Origin of the sequence: Pseudomonas sp. GM33, from assembly GCF_000282295.1 — a bacterium.
Classification (GTDB): Bacteria; Pseudomonadota; Gammaproteobacteria; order Pseudomonadales; family Pseudomonadaceae; genus Aquipseudomonas; species Aquipseudomonas laurylsulfatiphila.
In genome coordinates, this window is record NZ_AKJO01000035.1 from 32,040 (window position 1) to 54,945 (window position 22,906).

At 60.4% G+C, this 22,906-nt stretch carries 13 protein-coding genes; 4 read left to right on the forward strand and 9 right to left on the reverse strand.

The features are described 5' to 3' along the window. Positions 1 to 61: 61 nt before the first annotated feature. Positions 62 to 1,615 (forward strand): MocR-like pyridoxine biosynthesis transcription factor PdxR, encoded by a 1,554-nt coding sequence (pdxR, locus tag PMI26_RS23195; RefSeq protein WP_007971714.1) that lies wholly within the window; start codon positions 62 to 64, stop codon positions 1,613 to 1,615. A 36-nt stretch (positions 1,616 to 1,651) separates the two neighbouring features. Here the strand turns inward: pdxR and PMI26_RS23190 are convergent, their stop codons facing one another. From PMI26_RS23190 to aspA, 8 genes are all read right to left on the reverse strand, one after another. After that, positions 1,652 to 6,178, reverse strand: a complete 4,527-nt coding sequence (locus tag PMI26_RS23190) for a hypothetical protein (RefSeq protein WP_007971715.1) — start codon at positions 6,176 to 6,178, stop codon at positions 1,652 to 1,654. A gap of 22 nt (positions 6,179 to 6,200) precedes the next feature. Continuing rightward, positions 6,201 to 10,805: a dermonecrotic toxin domain-containing protein gene (locus PMI26_RS23185; protein ID WP_007971716.1), complete on the reverse strand. Its 4,605-nt coding sequence runs from the start codon at positions 10,803 to 10,805 to the stop codon at positions 6,201 to 6,203. Between the two features lie 161 nt (positions 10,806 to 10,966). Then, positions 10,967 to 12,067 carry a polyamine ABC transporter substrate-binding protein gene (locus tag PMI26_RS23180; RefSeq protein WP_007971717.1) on the reverse strand — a complete coding sequence of 367 codons (1,101 nt, stop codon included), beginning with the start codon at positions 12,065 to 12,067 and terminating at the stop codon, positions 10,967 to 10,969. Between the two features lie 11 nt (positions 12,068 to 12,078). Continuing rightward, positions 12,079 to 13,110, reverse strand: a complete 1,032-nt coding sequence (locus tag PMI26_RS23175) for a histone deacetylase family protein (RefSeq protein WP_007971719.1) — start codon at positions 13,108 to 13,110, stop codon at positions 12,079 to 12,081. A gap of 262 nt (positions 13,111 to 13,372) precedes the next feature. Beyond that, a complete protein-coding gene (locus PMI26_RS23170) occupies positions 13,373 to 14,371 on the reverse strand; it encodes an AraC family transcriptional regulator (protein WP_007971720.1) in 999 nt (332 codons plus the stop codon). A gap of 161 nt (positions 14,372 to 14,532) precedes the next feature. Then, positions 14,533 to 15,537, reverse strand: a complete 1,005-nt coding sequence (locus PMI26_RS23165; protein WP_007971722.1) for an asparaginase — start codon at positions 15,535 to 15,537, stop codon at positions 14,533 to 14,535. 167 nt (positions 15,538 to 15,704) lie between these two features. After that, positions 15,705 to 17,156: an alanine/glycine:cation symporter family protein gene (locus tag PMI26_RS23160; protein ID WP_007971723.1), complete on the reverse strand. Its 1,452-nt coding sequence runs from the start codon at positions 17,154 to 17,156 to the stop codon at positions 15,705 to 15,707. A 530-nt stretch (positions 17,157 to 17,686) separates the two neighbouring features. Next, entirely contained in the window at positions 17,687 to 19,111 is a 1,425-nt protein-coding gene (gene aspA / locus PMI26_RS23155) for an aspartate ammonia-lyase (RefSeq protein ID WP_003229645.1), read from the reverse strand. Between the two features lie 180 nt (positions 19,112 to 19,291). Here aspA and PMI26_RS23150 point away from each other — a divergent pair, with 180 nt between their 5' ends. Next, complete coding sequence (locus PMI26_RS23150; RefSeq protein ID WP_007971725.1) at positions 19,292 to 20,203, forward strand: LysR substrate-binding domain-containing protein; 912 nt, start codon at positions 19,292 to 19,294, stop codon at positions 20,201 to 20,203. Between the two features lie 66 nt (positions 20,204 to 20,269). On the opposite strand, the gene PMI26_RS23145 is transcribed toward PMI26_RS23150, so the two are convergent. Next, positions 20,270 to 20,839, reverse strand: coding sequence for a hypothetical protein (locus PMI26_RS23145; RefSeq protein ID WP_007971729.1), 570 nt, complete (start codon positions 20,837 to 20,839; stop codon positions 20,270 to 20,272). A gap of 428 nt (positions 20,840 to 21,267) precedes the next feature. Between PMI26_RS23145 and purE the strand changes: the two genes are divergently transcribed. Both purE and PMI26_RS23135 read left to right on the forward strand, forming a co-directional pair. Continuing rightward, positions 21,268 to 21,759, forward strand: a complete 492-nt coding sequence (purE, locus tag PMI26_RS23140) for a 5-(carboxyamino)imidazole ribonucleotide mutase (RefSeq protein WP_007971731.1) — start codon at positions 21,268 to 21,270, stop codon at positions 21,757 to 21,759. Between the two features lie 11 nt (positions 21,760 to 21,770). Next, positions 21,771 to 22,853, forward strand: a complete 1,083-nt coding sequence (locus tag PMI26_RS23135) for a 5-(carboxyamino)imidazole ribonucleotide synthase (RefSeq protein ID WP_007971733.1) — start codon at positions 21,771 to 21,773, stop codon at positions 22,851 to 22,853. Positions 22,854 to 22,906: the final 53 nt, after the last annotated feature.

Below are 22,906 nucleotides of genomic sequence, written 5' to 3' on the forward strand. Positions count from 1 at the left end.
CTAGGCAGGCTATTGGTCTGTTGTAAGAGCCATTAATGACCAATTTCATGGGTCCATTGTCATGACGGATGCGCCGCTTTCCTTGTCGTTCAACCCGGCCGGTATCGAACTCGACCGTCGCCAGGGGTTGAGTCGCCAGCTCTATCAGGCCTTGCGCCTGCGCGTCCTCGACGGACGATTGGCCAGTGGAACGCGTCTGCCGGCCAGTCGTGACCTGGCCGCAGCGCTGGCGATTTCCCGTAACAGCGTGGTTCGTGCCTACGATCAGTTGTACGCCGAAGGCTTCGTTGAGGGACGAGTCGGGGACGGCACTTATGTTGCGCAACTGCCTCAGGCGGCGTTGCCGGCAAAAAAACTATCCACAAAAGTATCCACAGGCTTTTCAACAGGGTTATCAACAACCTTATCCACAAATTGGCTGGATTTACCTGTGGATCCATCCAGCAAAGTTATCCACAACGATCCGTTGGCCAGGGTGAAAAACAACCATTTACCCAGTCCGCCGAGCGGTCCGCCCCGGGCATTTCGGGTCGGTGTTCCGGCGTTCGACCTGTTTCCATTCGAGGTCTGGGCCAAGCTGAATGCGGCTTTCTGGCGCAAACCGGATTTGCAGCAACTGTGCTACGGCGACCCGGCTGGCGATGCGCGCTTGCGCAGGATGATTGCTGCGTATTTACGCAGTTCCCGTGGCATGCAGTGCACGGCTGAACAAATTGTGATCACCAGTGGCGCGCAGCAGGGAATCAGCCTTTGTGCACAGCTGATGGTGGAGCCCGGTGATGGGGTAGCGATTGAAAATCCCGGGTATCGGGCGGCCGGTCATGCGTTCGCCGTGGCAGGTGCGAAGTTGCATGGGGTGGCGGTGGATGGCGAGGGCATCGACTGCGCTGAACTGGCACAGCTGCGTGATTGCCGTTTGACCTACGTCACCCCGTCCCATCAGTACCCGACTGGGGTGGTGATGAGCCTGGCTCGCCGTCTGGAGCTGCTGGCCTGGGCCGAGCGCACCCAGGGCTGGATCGTCGAGGATGACTACGATGGCGAGTACCGCTACAGCGGTGCGCCACTGGCGCCTTTGGCGGCACTGGATCGGCAAGGCCGGGTACTCTACGTCGGCACGTTCGGCAAAGTGGCGTTTCCGGCGTTGCGCCTGGGTTACCTGGTGCTGCCGACAGGGCTGGCGCAGGCTTTTGCTCAACGCCGTGCCGTGGACGTACGCCATTCCGAGGTCAGTACCCAGGCGGTGATGGCCGAGTTCATGGCGGCCGGGCATTTCCAGCGGCATATTCGCCGCATGCGCCGTGCGGCGTTGAGTCGCCGTAATACATTGCTCAATGGCTGGCCGGCGGAGATTCCCGGCGTCGGACCATTACCCACCGTCGCCGCCGGGCTGCACATGACCGTGCCGGTCGAGAGCGTGGCGCGCGAACGTGAATTGATCGAGTTGGCGCAAAGTGTCGATGTCGAGATCAACGGCTTGAGCAGCTATTGGCTGCCCGACTCCAGGACGCCGATGGATCAGCGAGCGGGGCTGGTGCTGGGTTTCGCCGCCGTGCCCGAAAAAGCGATCGAGTCAGCGCTGGAGCGATTGCGCAGCGTGTGGATGGTTCGTTGACGCGGGCGGCTTTTCAGTCCGCCCGCCAGGCTTGTTTCAGGGTTTAGCTTCGAGCTTGAAGAACAGCGTCGGGTCGCTGATGCGCCTCAACACGTAGTCGATCGGTGCCAGGCTGGTGAGTGTCTGACGGCGCTCGGCGCTGAATGTCTGCAAGTAAGGTTCGGCGATTTTAAGGTGTGCAGCGGTGAACTGCTCCAGCGGGGCATTCACTGAATCGTAGTGAAAGTGCGCCAGCCACAACGGCTGATCGTTGTTCGTGATATCAAGAATCCGGTATTCCTGAAAATAGTCTTGGCGCTTCCTGGTCCTGATCCGTCCCTGGTCGTTTCTTTCGATCCGCACCTGATGGTGGTCCAGCAGCCATTGCAGATAGGCCTGTCGGGGTTGGCGCTCTTTCAGCAGACCGGCACGAGTAGCGATGCCTTTGGCGCGTAACTGCACAGCGGCGCTGTTAAGTTCTGCGGCCAGGGTAGCCACCGGCGGGGGTGTTTGCCCTGCGGCGCGCAGACGCGCCATGGCCTGTGTGACATTGATGGCAGCCTGTTCCAGCCGTTGAGCCTGCAAATCGAACAAGTCCTGCATGTCTGCCGGTATGCGGTTGGGTTTGAGGGCATCTTTTTGTGTTCGCTTGATGAAGTCCTGAACATTCGCGTTGAGGTCCAGGCCTTCGGCGATGATGTCGATATCGCCCAGAGCCGGCGGCGCCGCGGGTTTGGGGCGGGCCGGTAGCATTTCCTTGAGGCTGGGTTCCTCGGGTGGCGGGGCCTTGGCTGGCATCGGGTCACGTGGTCGACTCTTGGTTATCTTGACGCTTGGCCGCGAGGGCCCTGCAATGGCAGGTTCGGGCAAGGCCGGCGTAAGGCTTTTGCCGCTCTCGGGCAACAGCGCGCTCAGTTGCTCCCGGGCAAGTTGACGAAACTCGCCAATCAAGCCACGTACTCGCTCAAGTTCGCTGGGCTCCACTTGGCCTGGATATTCACCGGGAAGGTCTTCAAGGCGCTGATCGGCATCGGCGTAGACATCGATCAGCCTGCTCAGATCGTCGATGCGAAGCGCTGCACCTTCAGCGCCTTGCGGGCTCCGGTTCAAGACCGCGTGCCGGTGCGTGGCCGTCGCTGCCTCGATAATCAGCTCTCCTACCGCTGTGCGGGCCGCTTCATTGTCCAGTCCGGCGTCGTTGCGCATGCACAACTCATGGGACATGCCGATTTCGTTGGACTTCAAATCCCATTGGGTGAAGGTCGGCATCAGTTGGCGCAAGCGTTGTGCGGCGACCAGGCCGGCACTGCCAATGGCGTCGAGCGACTCCAGGGAGCTGGCGGACACTTGCAGGCGGGCGATCATGTCCTGGCTCAGCGCCAGCGCCTGCCGGACGTCCTCGACGTGGGCCTGCAATAACGTGTTTGAATCAATGAGCGTGTTCTGCGCAAGCCTGTCCGTCAGTATTGCGTAGGCGTTGCGCTTGAGGACGAACCACAGGCTGAGGTTCTTTTGCAGGTGGGTGGTCATGCTCAGCAGATCATTGAGATAGCCTTCGCTTGCGCCCAGGAGGCGCCTTTGCTGCAGATTTTTCAGGGCCTGGCTGTAATCGCCGATCAACGTTTCCAGCTGGCTGAGGTAGCGCTCGGTCGCCTGCTCATGGGCTGACCCGGTTGTGCCCATCATTTCGGCCTGGGCCTTATTCAGTGCGGCATTGCCGGCGGCTTCCTGACGTTTGAAGTTCTCCAGCGCAACGCTCAGCGCTTGCTTCTGCTGCGCCTTTTCCCTGCGCCGGGCCTTGAGTTGGCTTTGCAAGCTGCTACCACCGGCACCGCCGCGCAGGCGCAACCGGGTATCCACAAACCACTGGCCTTGTCGGTTGTGAATCAATAGCGGGCCGGTTTTCGAGGGCTCGTGCGGATACACGAGTTGTACCTGTTGATCGTCGTTTTCCACCGCGCAAAACCAGCGTTCACCGACTTTTGCGTAGGTCTTGCCATCCAGGCGATACAAGAACGCGGTATCCCGCTGGAGTGTTTCCAGAGTCGGGAGCGTGAGGTCAGGTGCTGATACGGCCAAAGTGTCCAGATACGTGGCCAATGCCGTGAGCGATCGACGGGGCACCGAGCCGCTGGCCTCCAGTGAGGAGTAATGGCTGGAGGGCAGTTCACCGGTCAAACGGGTGGGAATGAGAGTTGCGGTGGGCCGTGCCGGCCTGGTCGTTGGCGTCTCGGGCTTGAGCATCCCGCTGTCGATTCGTCGTGGCGTCGATCGCGCGCCGGTCTTGCGGCGCACGGCGGCATGGTGAGCGAGAAGGATGCCCAGGCTCAGCAGCATGTCTGCGACCGTACTCCACTCAGTGAGCTTGTCGTCATGCTGGTGGGCATCCAGCACCTGCTCGATGTCGCTGATGCTTTGCCAGACCCACACCGCAGCCCCTGCCGGACCGCTGAGAAAATTCGCGGCGACGTTGAACAGGGCCCAGCCGCTGTCTCGCAGCAAGGCCCATCGGCGTTGCGCATTGGACAGCGACTGTCGATCAGCGAGTTCGGCCATGGCCTGGGCGTGGGTCTTGAACAGGACGGGGAAAACATCGCCGGTCAGCTCATTGGCCGAGAGCTCGACCGGGCCGGCCCAGTCCACGGAAGTCCAGGGTTCGGAAAGGAGTTGGGCTTCCAGCCATGGGCTGGGAAGGCCGACCGGGAAGGTGTACTGGGCGTATTTGAAGCTGGTGGCCGAGTCGGGTAGCCAGGCCAGAACCGAGTCTCTTAATTCGCCCGGTTGATGCAAGGCGTACAGCAGGTTTTGCGCCGAGGGGAATTGCAATAACGGCTGTTCAAACAACGGGCGATACAGCAGGCACGGCCCGTTTTCCGCCTGGCGTGGAGCGATGATGAACATGTTCGCCACAATGTCTGCGCTGGTGTCCCCGGCATGGCGGAAGGCGAGCGGACGGATGGCGATCGGTTGCGGGTAACCTGGCGTTGGGTTGAGCCATTGGCGAATATAGCCGTAACCCCGTTGATTGATGCCGCCGATGCGACGGATCTTGCATTCCAGTGCAATCAGCGGCAGCAAGGCACGCAGTTGACTGATGTAGAAGTGCTGCTGCAAGCCGGCCTGCACGGCGTCCTCTATCAACTTGTCCTTGATCAGTTTGGGGTAGTTCGCGCCGATATCGACGTTGCTCGCCATTTGCGTCAGATAGGCCACAGTCAGCCAATCAGGTACAGGCTGTGGTGGGTTGAATCGAACGCTGGCCTGATACGGTGCCGTGTTTTGCAAGGCGTATTCGCCCAGGGTTTCGGTGTGGATGTCATGCGGGTTGGGCAGCGTCAGCCCGCCGGATTCGAAACTGTGGGTGATCGTGATTTCAAGTTTATCCAGGGGTAGCGTTGCCGCAGAGGGCGTGTCGGCAACGATCGCTTCACGCATGCGTTGCTGGGCGAACGTGTTGATGGGCTGAATCCGGAACAGGTTTTTGTCGGCCTGCTTGTACAGTTTGCCCAGCGCATTCACGGATTGGCTGTAGGCATCCAGGTCGGCGGCCGAAGCACCGAACAGCCAGTCGGGAATGGAATCGTCGAGGCCAATGAGGGTGTTTTTCTCCCGAGCGTTGGTGCTATCGGAGGGGAAAGCAGGCTCGGCAGGATCCGTCGTTTCGGCGGTGATTGCGGTGATGGTATCGAGCTGGCTGGTGATCAGGGCCCAGGCCATGTGGTCGAAAAAATTTCCCTCGGGCTCGAACAACTGCCACTTCATGTCGCGGCCGGCCAGGCGCGTCTCGATGCGCGCCGGTAATGAGTCACCCAGTTGCTTCAGGGAGTCGAACGATTCGTACCCGTCTTCCACGGTGTACATCATCACCAGGTCACGTTGTTCGTAGCGCCCTGTGAGCACGGCGGCGCCGCCCAGTAACAGGTGCCGGGTGCTGCCATTGGCATCGACAGTGTCGATGTCGATCAGGCAGGTCTGGATGGCCGACAGCGTCGGATCACTCGATTGCCGTTGCGTTTTGTCAGGTTCAAGCGAGACGGCCCTGGCCGCGCGACACTGGGCATCATCCCAGCCTGTGACGTGTTGCACGTCGAGGGCTTTGCGCAATGCATCGGACAGTTCCTGCCAGTGCGGTGCGTGTTTTCCGGGGCTGTTCCAGTAGGCCAACTGGCGCTCGCCAAATGCCACGAACAGCAGGGGTGCGTAGTCGTTGAGCATCTCGGCGATGGCTTCGATGCTGACGTCCAGATGCACCACGGGCGTGGCCTGCGGGTTCGACGTCAGGAAGTGTTCGCCTTCCAGGTAATTGGCGTTGGTGGAGGTAAAAAACTGTCGCACGAGTGCCTGGGTCAGCGACTCGAACCGTGTCGGCAGCGCCACGAGCGCGCCCTCGAGCGTTTGCCATTGCGGTGTGCCGATCAGCGAATGGTCGGGATCGAGATCCCGGTCGGGAAACAGCGTTTTCAGGGCCTTGCGCAGCATTTGGGCGGCGACTTCATCGACGGTCGGCCCTTGGCTCGTCTGGTGGATCACCAGGCTCTTGGTCAGCAGGGCCGGGGACTCGGTATTCTCGGGATGTGGGGTCATCGTCATTGTCCTTTTTGACGTTTCAGTGTCGTGAGAAGAACAGCGAGCGCGCCAGTTGCGGGCTGATCTCGCTGCGATAGATGGCAATCAGTTGCGGGTTGGTGGCAGCCGAGCGCAGGTCGAGGGCGCCTGCCAGCAGCCGTTGATCACGCAGCTTCAGATGTGCAGCGGTAAAGGTGTCGAGGGCGGCGTTCTTGGCGGGGTAGTGGAAGTGCGCGTACCACAGCACCTGCCTGGACTTGCGCTCGCGGATTTCGTATTCCTGCAGGAAATCCTTGCGCGGGCCCTTGAGGCGACGTTGTTCACCGTTGCGCACAATGTCGACTTCACCTTTGCCGACAAGCCATTCGACGCGCGCTGCCGTGGGCGGTTGCTGCTTGATCATCTGGACCCGTAACCGGTATCCCTCGGTGTACAACCGGTCGCGTGCTTCGTTGAGTTCCCGGGTCAGGGTTGTCGCGGCAACTTCCGGGCTTTCGGTGGTGTTCGATTCGGTCAGGGACCGCTCCAGCGTTCGGGCAGCCTGGTCGAGCAGATCGGCTTTGTGTTGAAGCAGCTCCTCGATTTCAACCGGGCTACGCCCCGGTTTTTTAGAGCTTGCCTCGGTTTGCCTGATGAAGGTTTCCACGCCATCGAGCAGCGCCTGCCCCTGGGTGATCTGCACATCGAGTGCGGGAGGTTGCGCAGTTGGCCGGGGACGTTTTGCGGGCACTCGCTCAACCCAGACGCCGGGAGTCTTTTCATGAAAGGTGGCGATGACCTTGCCAGTCACGGGAGCACGCACATCCAGCAACACCGGTTCCCCCGGTGCCGAGCGACGGACTTCACCCACGACCGTGCCCTTGAAGCGTGTCTTGATCACGCGTTTGCCGGGCGTCGGTGCCGGCCTTGAGGGACCGGGCTGAGGTTGCGGCGGCTGTTGCTCGCGCAGTAGCTGCCCGAGGTAACTTTCGGCGTGCTGCTGGAATTCGCTGACCCGCGCGCGCAAATGCTTGAGCGGTTGCTCCACCACGGCGTCCTTGTGGCTGACAGCGAAGTCTTCGAATGACTGGTCGATGGCGACAAACTGTTCAAGCATGCCGTTGAGTGCTTCAGTACGTTCACCGTCATTCCAGACACTGCCTTCGAGCATCAGCTCCTGTGAGGTCTGGATCACCAGGTTGGCGGAGTCGAGTAACCGGGCGAATTCGCCTCGGGCTTCGCTCAGCGCAACGCTGTCGCCCTCCTTCAGGCAGGCCTCGCGCGCCAGCGAAACCTGTAGCGCCTTGAGATCGTTGAGGCTGTAGGCCGGCAGTTTGGCTTTGTAGGTGTTGGCGACCTCGGCGGCACTTCTGCCCAGTCGGCTCAGTTCCTCGAACCGCGATTGGGCAAACTGGATCTTGTCGATCACACCCTCGGTCAGGTCGATCATTTTCTGGTACGTCACACGATCGCCAGTCCCTCCCGGCGTTTCTTCCGCCTCCAGCAATGCCAGGGTTTCACGCAGGGTCTGGGCGAACACCGCGTTCTGCTGGTCAAGCCAGGTCTGGTTGAAGAACAACTGGGTGCCGAGCATCTCGACCATGGCGGTGCGGTAATTGGGGACCGAGTCCAGCAGGTTCAGTGATTTCAACTGTTCGATGGGGGCGGCATAGTCGTCGGTTCGCCGGTCGAGCTTGTCCAGAAACTGCTGTTTTATCCCGGCGCGTGCATCTTCGCTGGCCGCTTTCAATTGGTTGTAGGTGCCGATCAATTCATCCCGTGCGCGCTCGCGTTCGTTATCGAATTCGGCCAGTTGCCGTTTGAGTTCGGCAATGCGTTGACGGTTTTGCTGTTTCAACGCTTTGCGCCGGGTCGACAAGCCACCGCCACGCAAGCGCAGGCGTGTGTCGACAAACCACTGACCACGCTGATTGCCGATCAATGCAGGACCATTGGCCGGGGACTCAGCCCTTGAGTCGACGATCGACACCTCACCGGTTTCTTCAACGGCCACTTCGAACCAGCGCTCGCCGACGGGGGCGTAAAAGCGGTTTTCGAGCTGATAGAGGTGTTGATGGATGCCGGGGGTACTGATGGCTGACGTAAGGCTTTCCGGTTTGGCGATCTTGAAGCGATCCAGGGTGCGGGTCAGGTTCAGAGCGGCATCGGTCGCGACTGAAATGCGGTGCTGTGATTCGGTAGGTGCGCCGATGATATCGGGCAGCTGAACGAAGGCTATGGGTGTGGCTGTCGGTTTTTCCGCCGGTTCGGCCGTTGGCTCTCTCGTGGGATTTTTCTCGGTTCTGCGGGCCATTGAGCGGCGCGTACTGGCGTGATGGGCGAGGACCATGGCCAGGGTCAGCAACAGGTCGGTAATGGCGGTTTTCTGTTGTTCGTCGTTGCCGGCCTCACTCGCGTCGAGGGTCTGTTGCAGGTCATCGAGGACCTGGTAGATCCACGCGGCTGTGCCGACGGTCCGACCAAGAAAAGGCAGCGCCCCGTTGAGGATTTTCCAGGCTGCCTGCTTGAGCGTTGCCCAGCGACTCTGCGCGTTGGACACCGATTGCCGTTGTGCCAACTCCACCAGCGCATTGACGTTGGCCTTGTACAGGTTGGCCAGGTAGTCGGTGGCCAGGACCCGCGAGCCTAACGTCAGCGGGCCGCTCATTTGCAGGGACGTCAGCGGGTCGGCCAGCAGTTGCGAGACACTCCAGACCGAAGGCAGCTCGCCGGTGAACACGTAGTTGGCGTAATTGGCGCGAACCCTGTCCGGCAGCCAGGCGAGCACGGATTGGCGCAGCTTCGGAGCGTGCCGGATGGCATAGATCAGGTTGGCCGGCGTCGGGTACTGGATCAGGGGAGGGTCGAGCAACGGCCGATAGAGCAGGCACGGTCCCTTGTCCATCTGGCGCGGCCCGATCACGAACATGTTGCTCACTTCGTCCGTGGATGATCCCAGGCGCCAGGCGGGGCTGAACGCCAGTGGGCGAATGACGATCTCCTGGCTGTCGACCCAGCGATTGGCGTCGAGAACCTGAACCACGGCTGCGACGTAGCGGTAACCCAGCTCATCGATCCCGCCCTGAGTCCGGATTTTTTGCTGCAAGGCCAGCAGCGGTAACTCGACGCGCAGTCGGCTGGTGAACAGGTTCTGACGGCGCAGGCTTTCAAGGGGATCGTCGAGCAGTTTGCTTTTGATCAGCGTCGGATAGGTTTGACCGATGTTGACGCTGACGATCAATGCTTCCAGGTAGCTGACCGTCAGCCAGCCCGGCAGCTCCGTGGTGCCGGTACTGCGTACGGATTTGTTTCCCGGTGGCAAGGCGATCAGGTTTTGCAGTGCCAGCTCGACCAGGCTCAGCGTAGTGCGCTCAGGCTCCTCTGGCGGAACAAAGCTGCCCCAGACCACGACGCTGTCGATCACGATCTCGATGTCCGCCAGTTGCAAGCTTGTGGCCTCGGGATGCTCGGCGAGCATGGCCTCGCGCAGTTGATCGAGGGCGAATTCGCGGATCGGTTTGATACCGTCCCGGAAGGACTGCCCGGCGTTCTGGTTCTGTACGGTTACCAGATCCATCAGGTGACGGCTGTACGCAGTGAGATCGCCCGATGACGCGTTGGCCATCCAGTCCGGCAGCGCCTGCTCGACCAGTTTGAAGCGCGAGGGCGCCTGCTTGTCCGATGGGGCTAGCTCATTGGTGGTGCGGCTGATGTGCGGTGCAAGGTCGGGGTTTTCGTCTGCGGACTCGTTTGCCAGCGCGGCAATCGAATCCGCTTGCAGGGCGATCAGGGTGCACGCCAAGTGGTCGAAAAAGTTGCCCTCTGGTTCGATCAGACGCCATTGCAAGGTATCACCGGGTACTTGCCCGTTGGTGTAAGTCAGCAGGGACTTGCCCAGCTCCTCTAGCGACTCGTAGGTCTGGAAGCCCTGGGTGATGGTGTGGCTGAGGATCAACGTGCGGTTGCCCAGCGTCCCGATCAAAACGGCCATGTCCAGGGTGTTGAGGTGGGTCGAGACACCCTCATTCTTGTAGTCCAGATCGATCAGGCAGGCGCGGGACCGGTAGGAGTCGTGGCTCATGCGCGTGCTTTTGTCCGGGTAGGCGAACAGGTTGCGGGCCATCGCAGACTGGTCGTTCTGCCAGTTCGGCTGGGTCTGGATGTTCCACAGTTCGCGCAGCGAGTGGGACAGGCCTTGCCAGCGCGGGGTCGAGGGGGCGGTGAACTGGTTCCAGTAGTCGACCTGCTGCTCTTGAAACGCGTCGAATAGCAGTGGCGCCAACTCATTGAGCAGGCGTCCGATGGCTTCGATGCTGACGGGCAGTTGTGCCGGTGTCGGCTCCAGCGGTTGCAGGGTGAGGTAGTGCTCGCCATCCAGGTAAACCACCGGTGTTTTCGTGACCCCGTGGCGCACAAGGGTGTCGGTCAGTGATTCGAAGTGTCGTGGCCCGGCGATGACGCGCTGCCCGTGCAGCGTCCAGGTCGGCGTCACCACTATCGCCAGTCGGGGGTCGATCGACAGCTGCGGGTATAGCGTTTTCAATGCCGGTTGCAGTGCGTGGGTGGCAACCTCCCTGATCGACGGCCCGGCCACCAATTGGGTGAGCAGGGCATCCTGATCGGCTGGGAGGCCGGGTTGGGCGGGAGGGCTGGAAACGTCGGTCATGGTCACATCCTTTGTGAGGCGGCAGGCACCGTCGAAGGGTCGGTGCGCAATCCGTTGCAAAGTAGTGGCGGGCAAAGCGCGGTTGGCGGTAAATAAATATCGCGGGCAAAAAAAGACCTGCGCGAGCGCAGGTCCTGGTGAGGGTGCAAACCAGACGGTTGTCAGGTGCCGGACTTGATCTTGGTCCAGGCTCGGGTCCGCGCACGTTCGGCATCGCGCGGCAACGGTTGCAGGGTGTAGAGCGTGCTCATTGCCGTGTCGGTCGGGTACAGGTTCGGGTTGTTGCGGATCACCGGGTCGACCAGTTCCGTGGCGTCCTTGTTCGGGTTCGGGTAGCCGACGAAGTCACTGACCGGCGCAATCACCTGGGGTTGCAGCAGGTAGTTGATGAAGGTGTAGGCGTCTTCCGGATTCTTCGCGCCCTTGGGTATTGCGAGCATGTCGAACCAGATCGGCGCGCCTTCCTTCGGCAAGCGCATGTCGACGATCACACCGTTCTTGGCTTCCTTGGCGCGGTTGGCGGCTTGCGAGAAGCTGCCGGAATAACCGACCGCGACGCAGATGTCACCGTTGGCGATATCGGCCATGTACTTGGATGAGTGGAAGTAGGTGATGTACGGGCGGATCTTCATCAGCAGCGCTTCAGCCTTGTCGTAGTCCGCAGGCTTTTTGCTGTTGGGATCAAGGCCGAGGTGTTGCAGGGCCAGCGGCAAGATCTCCGAGGGCGAGTCGAGCAGGGCGACGCCGCACTGCTTGAGCTTGCTGATGTTCTCTTCCTTGAAGATCAGGTCCCAGCTGTCCACTGGCGCGTTGTCGCCGAGCACGGCCTTGACCTTGTCCGGGTTGAAGCCGATCAGGATGGTCCCGTACATGTACGGCACGGCGAATTTGTTGCCTGGGTCGTTGGCCTCGATCAGCTTCATCAGCTTGGGATCGAGGTGGTTCCAGTTCGGCAACTTGCTGCGGTCCAGTGGCTGGAACACGCCGGCTTCGATCTGCTTGGCGAGGAACACGTTGGACGGCACCACCACGTCGTAGCCGGAGTTGCCGGTCAGCAACTTGGCTTCCAGTGCTTCGTTGGTGTCGAAAATGTCGTAGACCAGCTTGGTCTGGCTGTTCTGGGCCTTGAAGTCTTCCAGGGCCTTGGGGGTGATGTAGTCGAACCAGTTGTAGACACGCAACGTTCGTTCTTCAGCATGGGCAACGCCACTGAGCACCAGGGCGCCCAGGGCTGGAACGATCAAACGCTTGAGTCTTGTCATTGTTCTAATCCTCATTGGGCGCTTTCGAAACCTTCGAGAACGTTCACGGCGTTGATGCCGATTTCTTCTACCGCGTAGCCGCCTTCCATCACGAACAGCGTCGGTTTGCCGAGAGCCGCAATGCGCTTGCCCATGGCCAGGTAATCCGGGCTGTCGAGTTTGAATTGCGAGATCGGATCGTCCTTGAACGTGTCGACGCCCAGGGAGACCACGACGATGTCGGCGCCATAGCTTTCGATCTCTTTGCAGGCCTGTTCCAGCGCCGCGCTCCAGGTGTCCCAGCCTGAACCGGCGGCCAGAGGATAGTTGAAGTTGAAGCCCTCGCCGGGGCCTTCGCCCAATTCGTCTTCATAGCCGAGGAAGAACGGAAATTCGGCTTCCGGGTGGCCATGGATCGAAGTGAACAGCACATCGCTGCGCTCGTAAAAGATCGACTGTGTGCCGTTGCCGTGGTGGTAATCGACGTCGAGGATCGCGACCTTTTTGTGGCCCTGATCAAGGAAAGCCTGGGCGGCAATGGCCGCGTTGTTGAGGTAGCAATACCCCCCCATCAAATCGCTGGCAGCGTGGTGTCCCGGTGGACGGCACAGGGCGAAGGCCGAACGGGCGCCGCGCTGGATTTCCGCCTGGGCGGTGAGGGCGACTTGCGCTGCGCTATACGCCGCCTGCCAGGTACCGGCGGTGATCGGGGCGCCGCCATCGAAGCTGTAGTAACCGAGTTCGCCATGCAGGCTGGCGGGTTTGATCCGGCGCAGGGTGCGGGCCGGCCAGGTGTAGGGCAGCAAGTCACCGTCGGTGTTGAACTCGGTCCAGCGTGCCCAGGCGCCTTTGAAGAAGTCGAGGTAGTCGCGGCTGTGGATGCGTTCGATCGGTCCGAGGCCGAAATCCTTCGGCGCTTCGACAGGGCCGAGATTTTGATTTTGCACCCGTGCCAGCACGTGGTCGGCACGTGAAGGCATTTCGAAGCAGGGCTTGAGTTGCCCGTCTATCAATTCACAACGGCCGTGGTGCAGGTGGTGATCGTTCGAGTAGATCGTCAGCATTTTGTTGTTCTCCGCAGGCTGATTCGGTTGAACACAGTCTTGCGGCACGGACGATTTCGGAGAACGGCAGGAAAGGCCAAAAGGGGATCGATATGGCCAAAACATTTGACCGAAATTCGCCCCTTGCTCACGGCTGAGTTCCGGGTGAGTGCATGAAATGCTAAACCTGTGGGAGCGGGCTTGCCCGCGAAAGCGGTGTTCCAGCCAATGGAGATGTATCGGTTGTACCGGCCTCTTCGCGGGCAAGCCCGCTCCCACAGGGTTATCCGTGTGGTCGAAACTGGCTCGGCGCCACACCACTCCAGCGCACGAACGCATGGCGAAAACTCGCGGTCTCGCTGAAGCCCAGCGCCTCGGCAATCTGGTAGATTGGCAATTGATCCTCACACAGCATTTGCTTGGCCTGTTCGAAGCGCAGTTCGTCGAGCAATTCCTGATAGCTGCAGCCCATGTCCTTGAGATGCCGACGCAAGGTTCGCGCCGAGCAATTCATCTGTTCGGCCAGGCCCTCCAGCCCCGGCGCCGCATTCAATTGCGCGCTGAGCAATTGGCGGATCCGTCCGAGCCATGCCTGACGCCCGGTGAACTCGATGTTCTGTTTGCGGCAGCGCTCGGCCATGGCTTGATGGGTGATGACATCGGCCAGCGGCAACGGCTGGTCGAGCCAGCGTTTGTCGAAGGCGAAGGCATTGTTGCGCGCCCCGAAATCCAGCGGGGAGTTGAAGTGTTCGGCGTAGCTCGGCTCGTAGTCGGGCGCGGCATGTTCGAAGCGTGCGCCGAGCAAGGGCAGGGGATGGCCAAGCAGGTCATCGCAGGTGACTTTCAGCGACACAAGGCAGAATTCGGCGTTGAACACCGCCATGGCCGGGCTTTCGCGGTAATCGGCGGCGGCGAACCAGATGCGCTCGCCGTCGTCCTCCAGGCTCAGCTCGAAAAGTGTTCCCAGCAGCGCCGGATAGCGTATCGCCAGGCGCAATGCGTCACCGAAGGTGGCACTGGTGAGCAGGGCGTAACCGAGCATGCCGTAGCAGGAAACGTGCATCCGCCGACCCAGTTCCAGGCCGATGTCGCGCTTGAGGGCAACGGCGTTGGCACAGACCTGCATTTCTTGATTGGTGGTGATGCGCGTGTCGGCCCGGTTCAGATCCGCCGCACTGATGCCGCTGCCGGCCAGCAGCGCTTCGCTGGACAAGCCTTGTGCCTTGAAGGCATCGAGTACCAGGGAGACCGCATTGAGGGTGGTGAGGTGGGAGTGGAGCATGAGGACTTCCAGCCTTGAGATGCTGGAATGCGGAGCAAGTTGTGTGCCGACGCCCCCTGTGGGAGCGGGCTTGCTCGCGAAAGCGGCGTGTCAGTCAACATTGATGTCATCTGACACGCCACCTTCGCGAGCAAGCCCGCTCCCACAGGTTTTGTGTGTTGTCAGCTCAGTTCGCCGCAAAGGTCGAGCTCGACAAGCCTACGGACTTCGTCCGTTTCAAGCCCTGCGCCCAGCAGTGCATGCAACTTGCCGAACGCCGCTTCACGGGTCATGCCGCCACCGGACAGCACACCGACACCGCGCAAGCGACTGCCTGCCTCATACACGTCCAGTTCAACCCCGCCTTCGTGGCATTGTGTGACTGCCACCACCACCACGCCCTTGTCCCGCGCACGGCCGAGGCTGGTGAGGAAATCCGGGTTGTCGCTCGGCCCGGTGCCGCTGCCGTAGCACTCCAGCACCAGACCTCGAATGCCGCTGTCGAGCAGGCCATCGAGGATCTCGGCACCGATGCCGGGGAACAGCGGCAACACGGCAACCTTCGCCAGTTGTTTTGCCTGGTTGTAATTCAACGCTGCTGGCAGCGAAGAGGCTTTCACACCGCCGCCCTGACGCTCCAGGCGCTTGAACGGATGACGGCCAAAACTGCGAACCTTGGCGCAACGGGTCGGGTCCAGCAGTTCGCCGTGGAAGTACAGATGCACACCCGGCGCGAGGCCCTGACCCAGTGCAACCAGCGCGCCGCCGAGGTTTTCCCAGGCGTCGCTGTCGGTGACACCGGCCGGCAGCATGGAGCCGGTAAAACACACGCGGGCATGCAGGCCGAGCAACTGGAAGCTCATGGCGGCGGCACTGTAGGCCAGCGTGTCGGTGCCATGCAGGATCAGCACGCTGTCGCAGCCCTGAACATCCACCGCATCGACCACCGCTTCACGCAACTGCTGCCAGTACGTCGGGGTCATGTTGGCGCTGTCGATCAGCGGCGACATCTCGCGAAAACGCCACTGCGGCACGACAAGTTCGGGCTGGCTGTGCAGGTATTCGCGCATCCGCGCTTCAAAACCGGACGCCGGTGCCAGGCCGTGGGCACTGGCCTGCATGCCGATGGTGCCGCCGGTGTAGAGCACCATGACGTGCTGGGCGGCAGGGTAGGTCGACGAATTCATGAAGATTCTCCGAAAGGAAGAGTTCCTGTGGGAGCGAGCTTGCTCGCGATAGCGGTATGTCAGACATCGCTATGTTGACTGACAGTGCGCCATCGCGAGCAAGCTCGCTCCCACAGTTTTTCGAACTTTAACTGACGGGCGCGCGAGATGCGCCCGTCATTCACCTGTCAGCGTTGCGCTGCGGGTACACCTTGCGGCTCAACTTCAGTCTTGCCGGCAGCGGCTGGCGGGTTGGCTGGCCATGCCTGGCGATCCAGATCCAGGTCCGGGAACTTCGCGGAGTCGAACACCGGGGTCTTGATGCCGGCGGCGCGCTGGTCATCGTAGTCACGCAGGATGCGCATGCCGACCTTGAACAGCAGGAACAGCGCGATCAGGTTGACGAACGCGAGCATGGTCATGGTGATGTCGGCGAAGGCAAATACGGTACCGAGGTTTTCGATGGCGCCCCAGAAGATCAGCACCAGTACCAGCGCGCGATAGCCCATCAGCGCCTTGCGGTTTTCACCGATCAGAAAACGCAGGTTGCTCTCGCCCAGGTAGTAGTTGTAGAGGATCGAGGTGAACACGAACAACGCCAGGGCCACGGAGATGAACATCCGGCCCCAGTCACCGACCACGGCGGCCAGGGAGTTCTGGGTCAGGGCAATGCCGTCGCCTTCGAAGCCTGGGGTGTAGAAGCCCGAAAGCAGGATCAGCAGCGCGGTGCAGGTGCAGATCACGAAGGTGTCGAGGAACACGCTGAACGCCTGCACCACACCCTGTGCCACCGGGTGCTCGACCGCCGCCACCGCCGCCACGTTAGGCGCGCTGCCCAGGCCTGCTTCGTTGGCGAACACGCCACGTTTCACGCCCATGACGATGGCGCTGCCGATCAGGCCGCCGAAAGCCTGGTCCAGACCGAAGGCGCTCTTGACGATGGTCATCAGCATGCCCGGCACCTGGTCGAATTGCAGCACGATCACGTAGATGGTCACGCCGATGTACACCAGGGTTTTCACCGGTACCAACAGGTCGGCAACCTTGGCGATGCGCTTGATCCCGCCGATGAATACCAGGCCCAGCAGCGCGGCCAGACCGATGCCGGTGTAAGTGGTGTCGAGGCCGAACGCGTTGTTCAGCGAATGCGTCACGGCGTGGGCCTGCAGGCCGTTGAAGGCGAAGCCGAACGTCACCAGCAACAGGAATGCCATGAGCATGCCCAGCCAGCGCTTCTGCAGACCGTGCTGGATGTAGTAGGACGGGCCGCCCCGGAAGGTGCCGTCGGAGTCGGTGCGTTTGTACAATTGGCCAAGGGAGCATTCGAAGAAGCTGCTGGACATGCCGACCAGTGCGGTCACCCACATCCAGAACACCGCGCCAGGTCCACCGAGGGTCACGGCAATGCCGACACCGGCAATGTTGCCCGCACCGACGCGGCCGGCGAGGCTCAGCATCAGGGCCTGGAATGAACTCAGTTGCCCGGCGCTGCTTTTGAGGCTGTCGCGGAACACCGCGAACATGTGGAAGAAGTGACGCAGTTGAACGAAACGCGAGCGGATCGTGAAGTAGCTACCGAGCCCGACAATGAGCACGATCAGTACTTTCCCTGAGAGGAAGTCGTTAATGACTTCGAGCATGGATTATTCCTCGCTGTTTTTTGTGTTGGCAAATGCTTGCCGGGCAGACACATCGAGTTACACCGGTGGGCGCACGGCACAACGGGCGGTTCGAAGTTCGTCCCGGTTTCATATCGCGGGTTTGTTATTAGTTCGGGTTTCGCATGGGTTGAGGCCTCGCTACCGACGACCGCTCACGCGAAGAGGGGCGGCACTATACCGATGACAGTGCCGTCCGTCTGCACGGTTGTGGTGCATGTGGTGAAACGAAGCCCTTGAAACACCTGACATTTTTGCTGTCAGGCTATGTGGGAGCTGCTCTGGGTGGGAGCGGGCTTGCTCGCGAAAGCGGTGTATCAAAAACATCATTGTTGAATGTGCCGCCACCTTCGCGAGCAAGCCCGCTCCCACATTGGTCAGTCCCCAGACATACGGTTTTCACTGGTAAACAGTTAAAAAAAAGGGCCTGAAGAATGATCTCCAAGCCCTCAAAAGGTGAGAGGTGTCTAGTCCCTCGACCTGGTGAGCGGTGCTACAAGTAACGCGTCGGGTTAGGCCTTCAGGGGCACCAGACGCGGAGCAATCATGTTTTCCGGGCGCAGGATGTCGGCGAGCATGGCTTCGTCGAGCAGACCTTCTTCGCGCACCAGTTCCAGCACGCCGCGGCCGCTTTCGAGGGCGATACGGGCGATGCGGGTGGCGTTTTTGTAGCCGATGTACGGGTTCAGTGCGGTGACCAGACCGATCGAATGCTCGACCAGTTCACGGCAGCGGGCTTCGTTGGCGGTGATGCCGACGATGCAGTGCTCGCGCAGCATGTCCATGGCGCGTTGCAGCAGGCGGATCGAATCGAGGATCTTGAAAGCGATCAGCGGTTCCATCACGTTCAGTTGCAGCTGGCCGCCTTCGGCCGCCATGGTCAGCGCCAGATCGTTACCGATGACCTGGAAGGCCACCTGGTTAACGGCTTCCGGAATAACCGGGTTGACCTTGCCTGGCATGATCGAGCTGCCTGGCTGACGCGCTGGCAGGTTGATCTCGTTGATGCCGGTGCGTGGGCCGCTGGACAGCAGACGCAGGTCGTTGCAGATCTTCGACAGCTTGACCGCAGTACGCTTGAGCATGCCGGAGAACAGCACGAAGGCGCCCATGTCGGAGGTGGCTTCGATCAGGTCGGCGGCCGGAACCAGCGGCTGACCGCTGATCAGGGCCAGGCGCTGTACAGCCAGGGCCTGATAGCGCGGGTCGGCGTTGATGCCGGTGCCGATCGCGGTGCCGCCCAGGTTCACTTCAGTCAGCAGTTCCGGGGCCAGCGTCTTCAGACGGGCCAGGTCTTCGCCCATGGTGGTGGCGAATGCACGGAACTCTTGACCCAGGGTCATCGGTACGGCGTCTTGCAGCTGGGTACGACCCATCTTCAGGACGTGGTTGAATTCTTCACCCTTGGCCGCGAATGCCTGAATCAGGCTGTCGAGGCTGGCGAGCAGGGCGTCGTGACCGAGCAACAGACCCAGGCGGATCGCCGTCGGGTAGGCGTCGTTGGTCGACTGCGCCATGTTCACGTCGTCGTTCGGGTGCAGGTACTGGTATTCGCCTTTCTGGTGACCCATGGCCTCCAGCGCGATGTTGGCGATCACTTCGTTGGCATTCATGTTGGTCGAAGTGCCAGCGCCGCCTTGAATCATGTCCACCACGAACTCTTCGTGGAAGTCGCCGCGGATCAGACGTGCACAGGCTTCGCTGATGGCAGCGTGCTTGGCTTCGCTCAGGTGACCCAGCTCACGGTTGGCGTCAGCAGCGGCCTGTTTGACCATGGCCAGACCGACAACCAGTTTCGGGTAGTGCGAAATCGGAACGCCCGAAAGGCGGAAGTTGTTCACCGCTCGCAGGGTCTGGATACCGTAATACGCTTGAGCCGGTACTTCGAGGGCGCCAAGCAGGTCATTTTCTGTGCGGAATGATGCAGCGGAGGACATGATAGAAATCATCTCAATATGGACCCGGTCTGTGCCGGAACGCTGTGAATGCTAGGCTTGTGCAGAATTTTGGGCCAATGCTGTTAAACACTAGCCTATGCACATTCGGCATAATGCCCGTGTGACGCCGGCTTGACGGCGAGCGTGTGACCTAAATTGGTGCGTGTCCGGGAGGACGTGATGAATCTGGAAAGCAAATGGCTGGAGGACTTTAGTGCCCTGGCTGCCACCCGCAGCTTCTCCCAGGCAGCCGAACGGCGCTTCGTGACGCAACCGGCGTTCAGCCGGCGAATCCGCAGCCTGGAGGCGGCGCTGGGGCTGACCCTGGTCAACCGCTCGCGCACGCCGATCGAACTGACGGCGGCGGGACAACTGTTTCTGGTCACGGCACGCACCGTGGTCGAGCAGCTCGGCGAAGTATTGCGCCATCTGCATCATCTGGAAGGCGGGCAGGGCGAAGTGATGCAGGTAGCGGCCGCACACTCCCTGGCACTCGGCTTCTTTCCGCGGTGGATTGCCCAGTTGCGCAACGAAGGCTTGAACATCGCCACGCGACTGGTGGCGACCAACGTTGGCGACGCGGTGCATGCCTTGCGCGAAGGCGGTTGCGATCTGATGCTGGCCTTCTACGATCCGGACGCCGCGATGCAGATGGACCCGGAAATCTTCCCCTCCCTGCACCTTGGCCACACCGAAATGCTGCCGGTTTGCGCGGCGGACGCCGACGGCAAACCGCTGTTCGATCTGGAGGGCGAAGCCAGCGTACCGCTGCTGGCGTATAGCGCCGGGGCATTTCTCGGCCGCTCGGTGAACATGCTGCTGCGCCAACGGGCACTGCGCTTCACCACGATCTACGAAACCGCCATGGCCGACAGCCTGAAAAGCATGGCCCTGGAAGGCCTGGGCATTGCCTGGGTGCCCCAACTCAGCGTGCGCGCCGAACTGGCGCGTGGTGAACTGGTGGTATGCGGCGGCCCGCAATGGCATGTGCCACTGGAGATTCGTCTGTATCGCTGTGCGTTGGTGCGCAAGGCGAACGTGCGGTTGTTATGGCGAAAATTGGAGGGTGGGGCAGCGGGCTCCACCACTTGAGGGGCCTGCAAGAGTGAAAGCCAAAAAAAGAGTTTCACTCTTTGTAATCGCATGATTCAAAGCGTTTCAATCATGTTCTTCGAGATAATTGCGGATGTTCTCCCTGTTTTTGTCGCTGAAGCGCTTGGCATTCCCTCTGAGAGTGGATGCAATTGTACTAGGCGTCATGATGGTTTCGTCCCACCAGCCATTGTAATAAACCTCGAAGCCCTCATGTCGTGCTCCGAACATATGACCCACTTCATGAGCTGGCGTCTGGTCACCGTTAATAGATGAAATTGCACAATAGCCCTTTTGGCTTGCATTCCCTGCAACGGTGCTGCTGAGGTTGTCACGTGTCAGCAGAAGAAATTTACGAGTGTGATCATTATAACTGCCGATTGTATAGTCATCTTTATACTGGTCGACTTTTTGATACCAGGAAAAAAGAGTCTGGTCAGGGCTGTCAATTTTGTAGGAAAGGTGGGTGAGGGCCGGCGCATCTGAAGGTGACTTGAAGATGATCGCGAGCGGCCGTCCGGAAATTATTTCGAATTCCTTGGACAGCCATCTAAATTGTTTTTCGTAAATATCGTCAGCGTCATGATCCGCTAAGTCTTTGTGAATGAAAACAACTAACAGTAATGGGCGTGGCATTGAAAATGCTCCAATAGGTTTCTGGTTTGGGTAGTGGGCGGCGGGAAGTATTTATAAGGTGGTAAATATGTAGGGTGTTGTTAAGGTTTAATTAGTTAAGTTGTTGGATTTTGATGATATTTATATATCATTAGTACGTATGGTGGGCGTGTCAGTGTTTTAGCTTTTATTTCCTGGTGTTCTTTATCTGACTTCTTAGTGGGTGTAGTTCAGGGATGGCATTCTTGATTTTTGAGTCAATAAAACAGCTGTTTTTCATCGGATGACAGATGGTCGCCACGGGGGCTGTTTATTGGCTTCATTGAGGTATACTGCGCGGCCTTCGGCCGGTTACGACTGGCCATAATTCGTACAATCAAGCCACGCATCCTGCGTGGCTTGTTGTTTTTTGATGCGCCTGCGGGCGCCCAGAGAGAAGAGGCACGACGATGAGTGCACTGGTTGGCGTGATCATGGGCTCCAAGTCCGATTGGTCCACCCTTAGCCACACCGCCGATATGCTGGAAAAGCTCGGCATCCCTTACGAGGTGAAAGTGGTTTCTGCCCACCGCACCCCGGACCTGCTGTTCCAGTACGCCGAAGAGGCCGAAGCGCGGGGCATCGAGGTGATCATCGCCGGTGCCGGCGGCGCGGCCCACTTGCCAGGCATGTGTGCAGCCAAGACCCACTTGCCGGTGCTGGGCGTACCCGTTCAGTCCGCAATGCTGTCGGGCGTTGATTCGCTGCTTTCCATTGTGCAGATGCCGGCAGGCATTCCGGTTGCCACCCTGGCCATCGGCAAGGCCGGTGCGATCAACGCAGCGCTGCTGTCGGCGAGTATCCTTGGCGCCAAGCACCCGCAGTTCCATGCGGTGCTGAAAACCTTCCGTGCTGAGCAGACAGACAGCGTCCTGGAAAATCCAGACCCACGCATCGCCTGAGGTTGTTGACGATGAAGATCGGTGTAATCGGTGGCGGCCAGTTGGGTCGCATGTTGGCGTTGGCGGGCACTCCGCTGGGCATGAACTTCGCTTTTCTGGACCCGGCGCCGGATGCTTGCGCAGCCGCGTTGGGCGAACACCTGCGAGCCGATTACGGCGATCAGGATCACCTGCGCCAGCTGGCCGATGAAGTCGATCTGGTGACCTTCGAGTTCGAAAGCGTTCCGGCGGAAACCGTCGCGTTCCTCTCGCAATTCGTCCCGGTCTACCCGAGCGCCGAAGCCTTGCGCATTGCCCGCGACCGCTGGTTCGAGAAGAGCATGTTCAAGGACCTGGGGATTCCTACCCCGGCGTTCGCTGACATCCAGTCCCAGGCCGACCTGGACGCCGCTGTGGCCTCCATCGGCCTGCCAGCGGTGCTCAAGACCCGTACCCTGGGTTACGACGGCAAGGGCCAGAAAGTCCTGCGTACCCCTGAAGATGTGGTTGGCACCTTCGCCGAGCTGGGCAGCGTGGCCTGCCTGCTGGAAGGCTTCGTGCCGTTCACCGGTGAAGTCTCGCTGATCGCCGTGCGTGCCCGCGACGGTGAAACCCGTTTCTACCCGCTGGTACACAACACCCACGAAAGCGGCATCCTCAAGCTGTCCGTGGCCAGCACCGATCACCCGTTGCAAGCCCTGGCCGAAGACTACTCCAGCCGTGTGCTCAAGCAGCTGGATTACGTCGGCGTGATGGCGTTCGAGTTCTTCGAAGTCGACGGTGGTCTCAAGGCCAACGAAATCGCCCCGCGCGTGCACAACTCCGGGCACTGGACCACCGAAGGCGCCGAGTGCAGCCAGTTCGAAAACCACCTGCGGGCCGTTGCCGGTCTGCCGCTGGGTTCGACGGCCAAGGTCGGCGAAAGCGCGATGCTCAACTTCATCGGCAAAGTGCCAGAGACCGAGAAGGTCCTGACCATCGCCGATTGCCATCTGCATCACTATGGCAAGGCGTTCAAGGTCGGCCGCAAGGTCGGTCACGCCAACCTGCGTTGTGCGGATCGCGAAACGCTGACCGCGCAGATCCTCAAGGTCGAAGTGCTGATCGCTGAATAGTTTCATGTGGCAGCGGCGGAACCATTCAGGGACCGCCGTTCTCTCATGGCAGG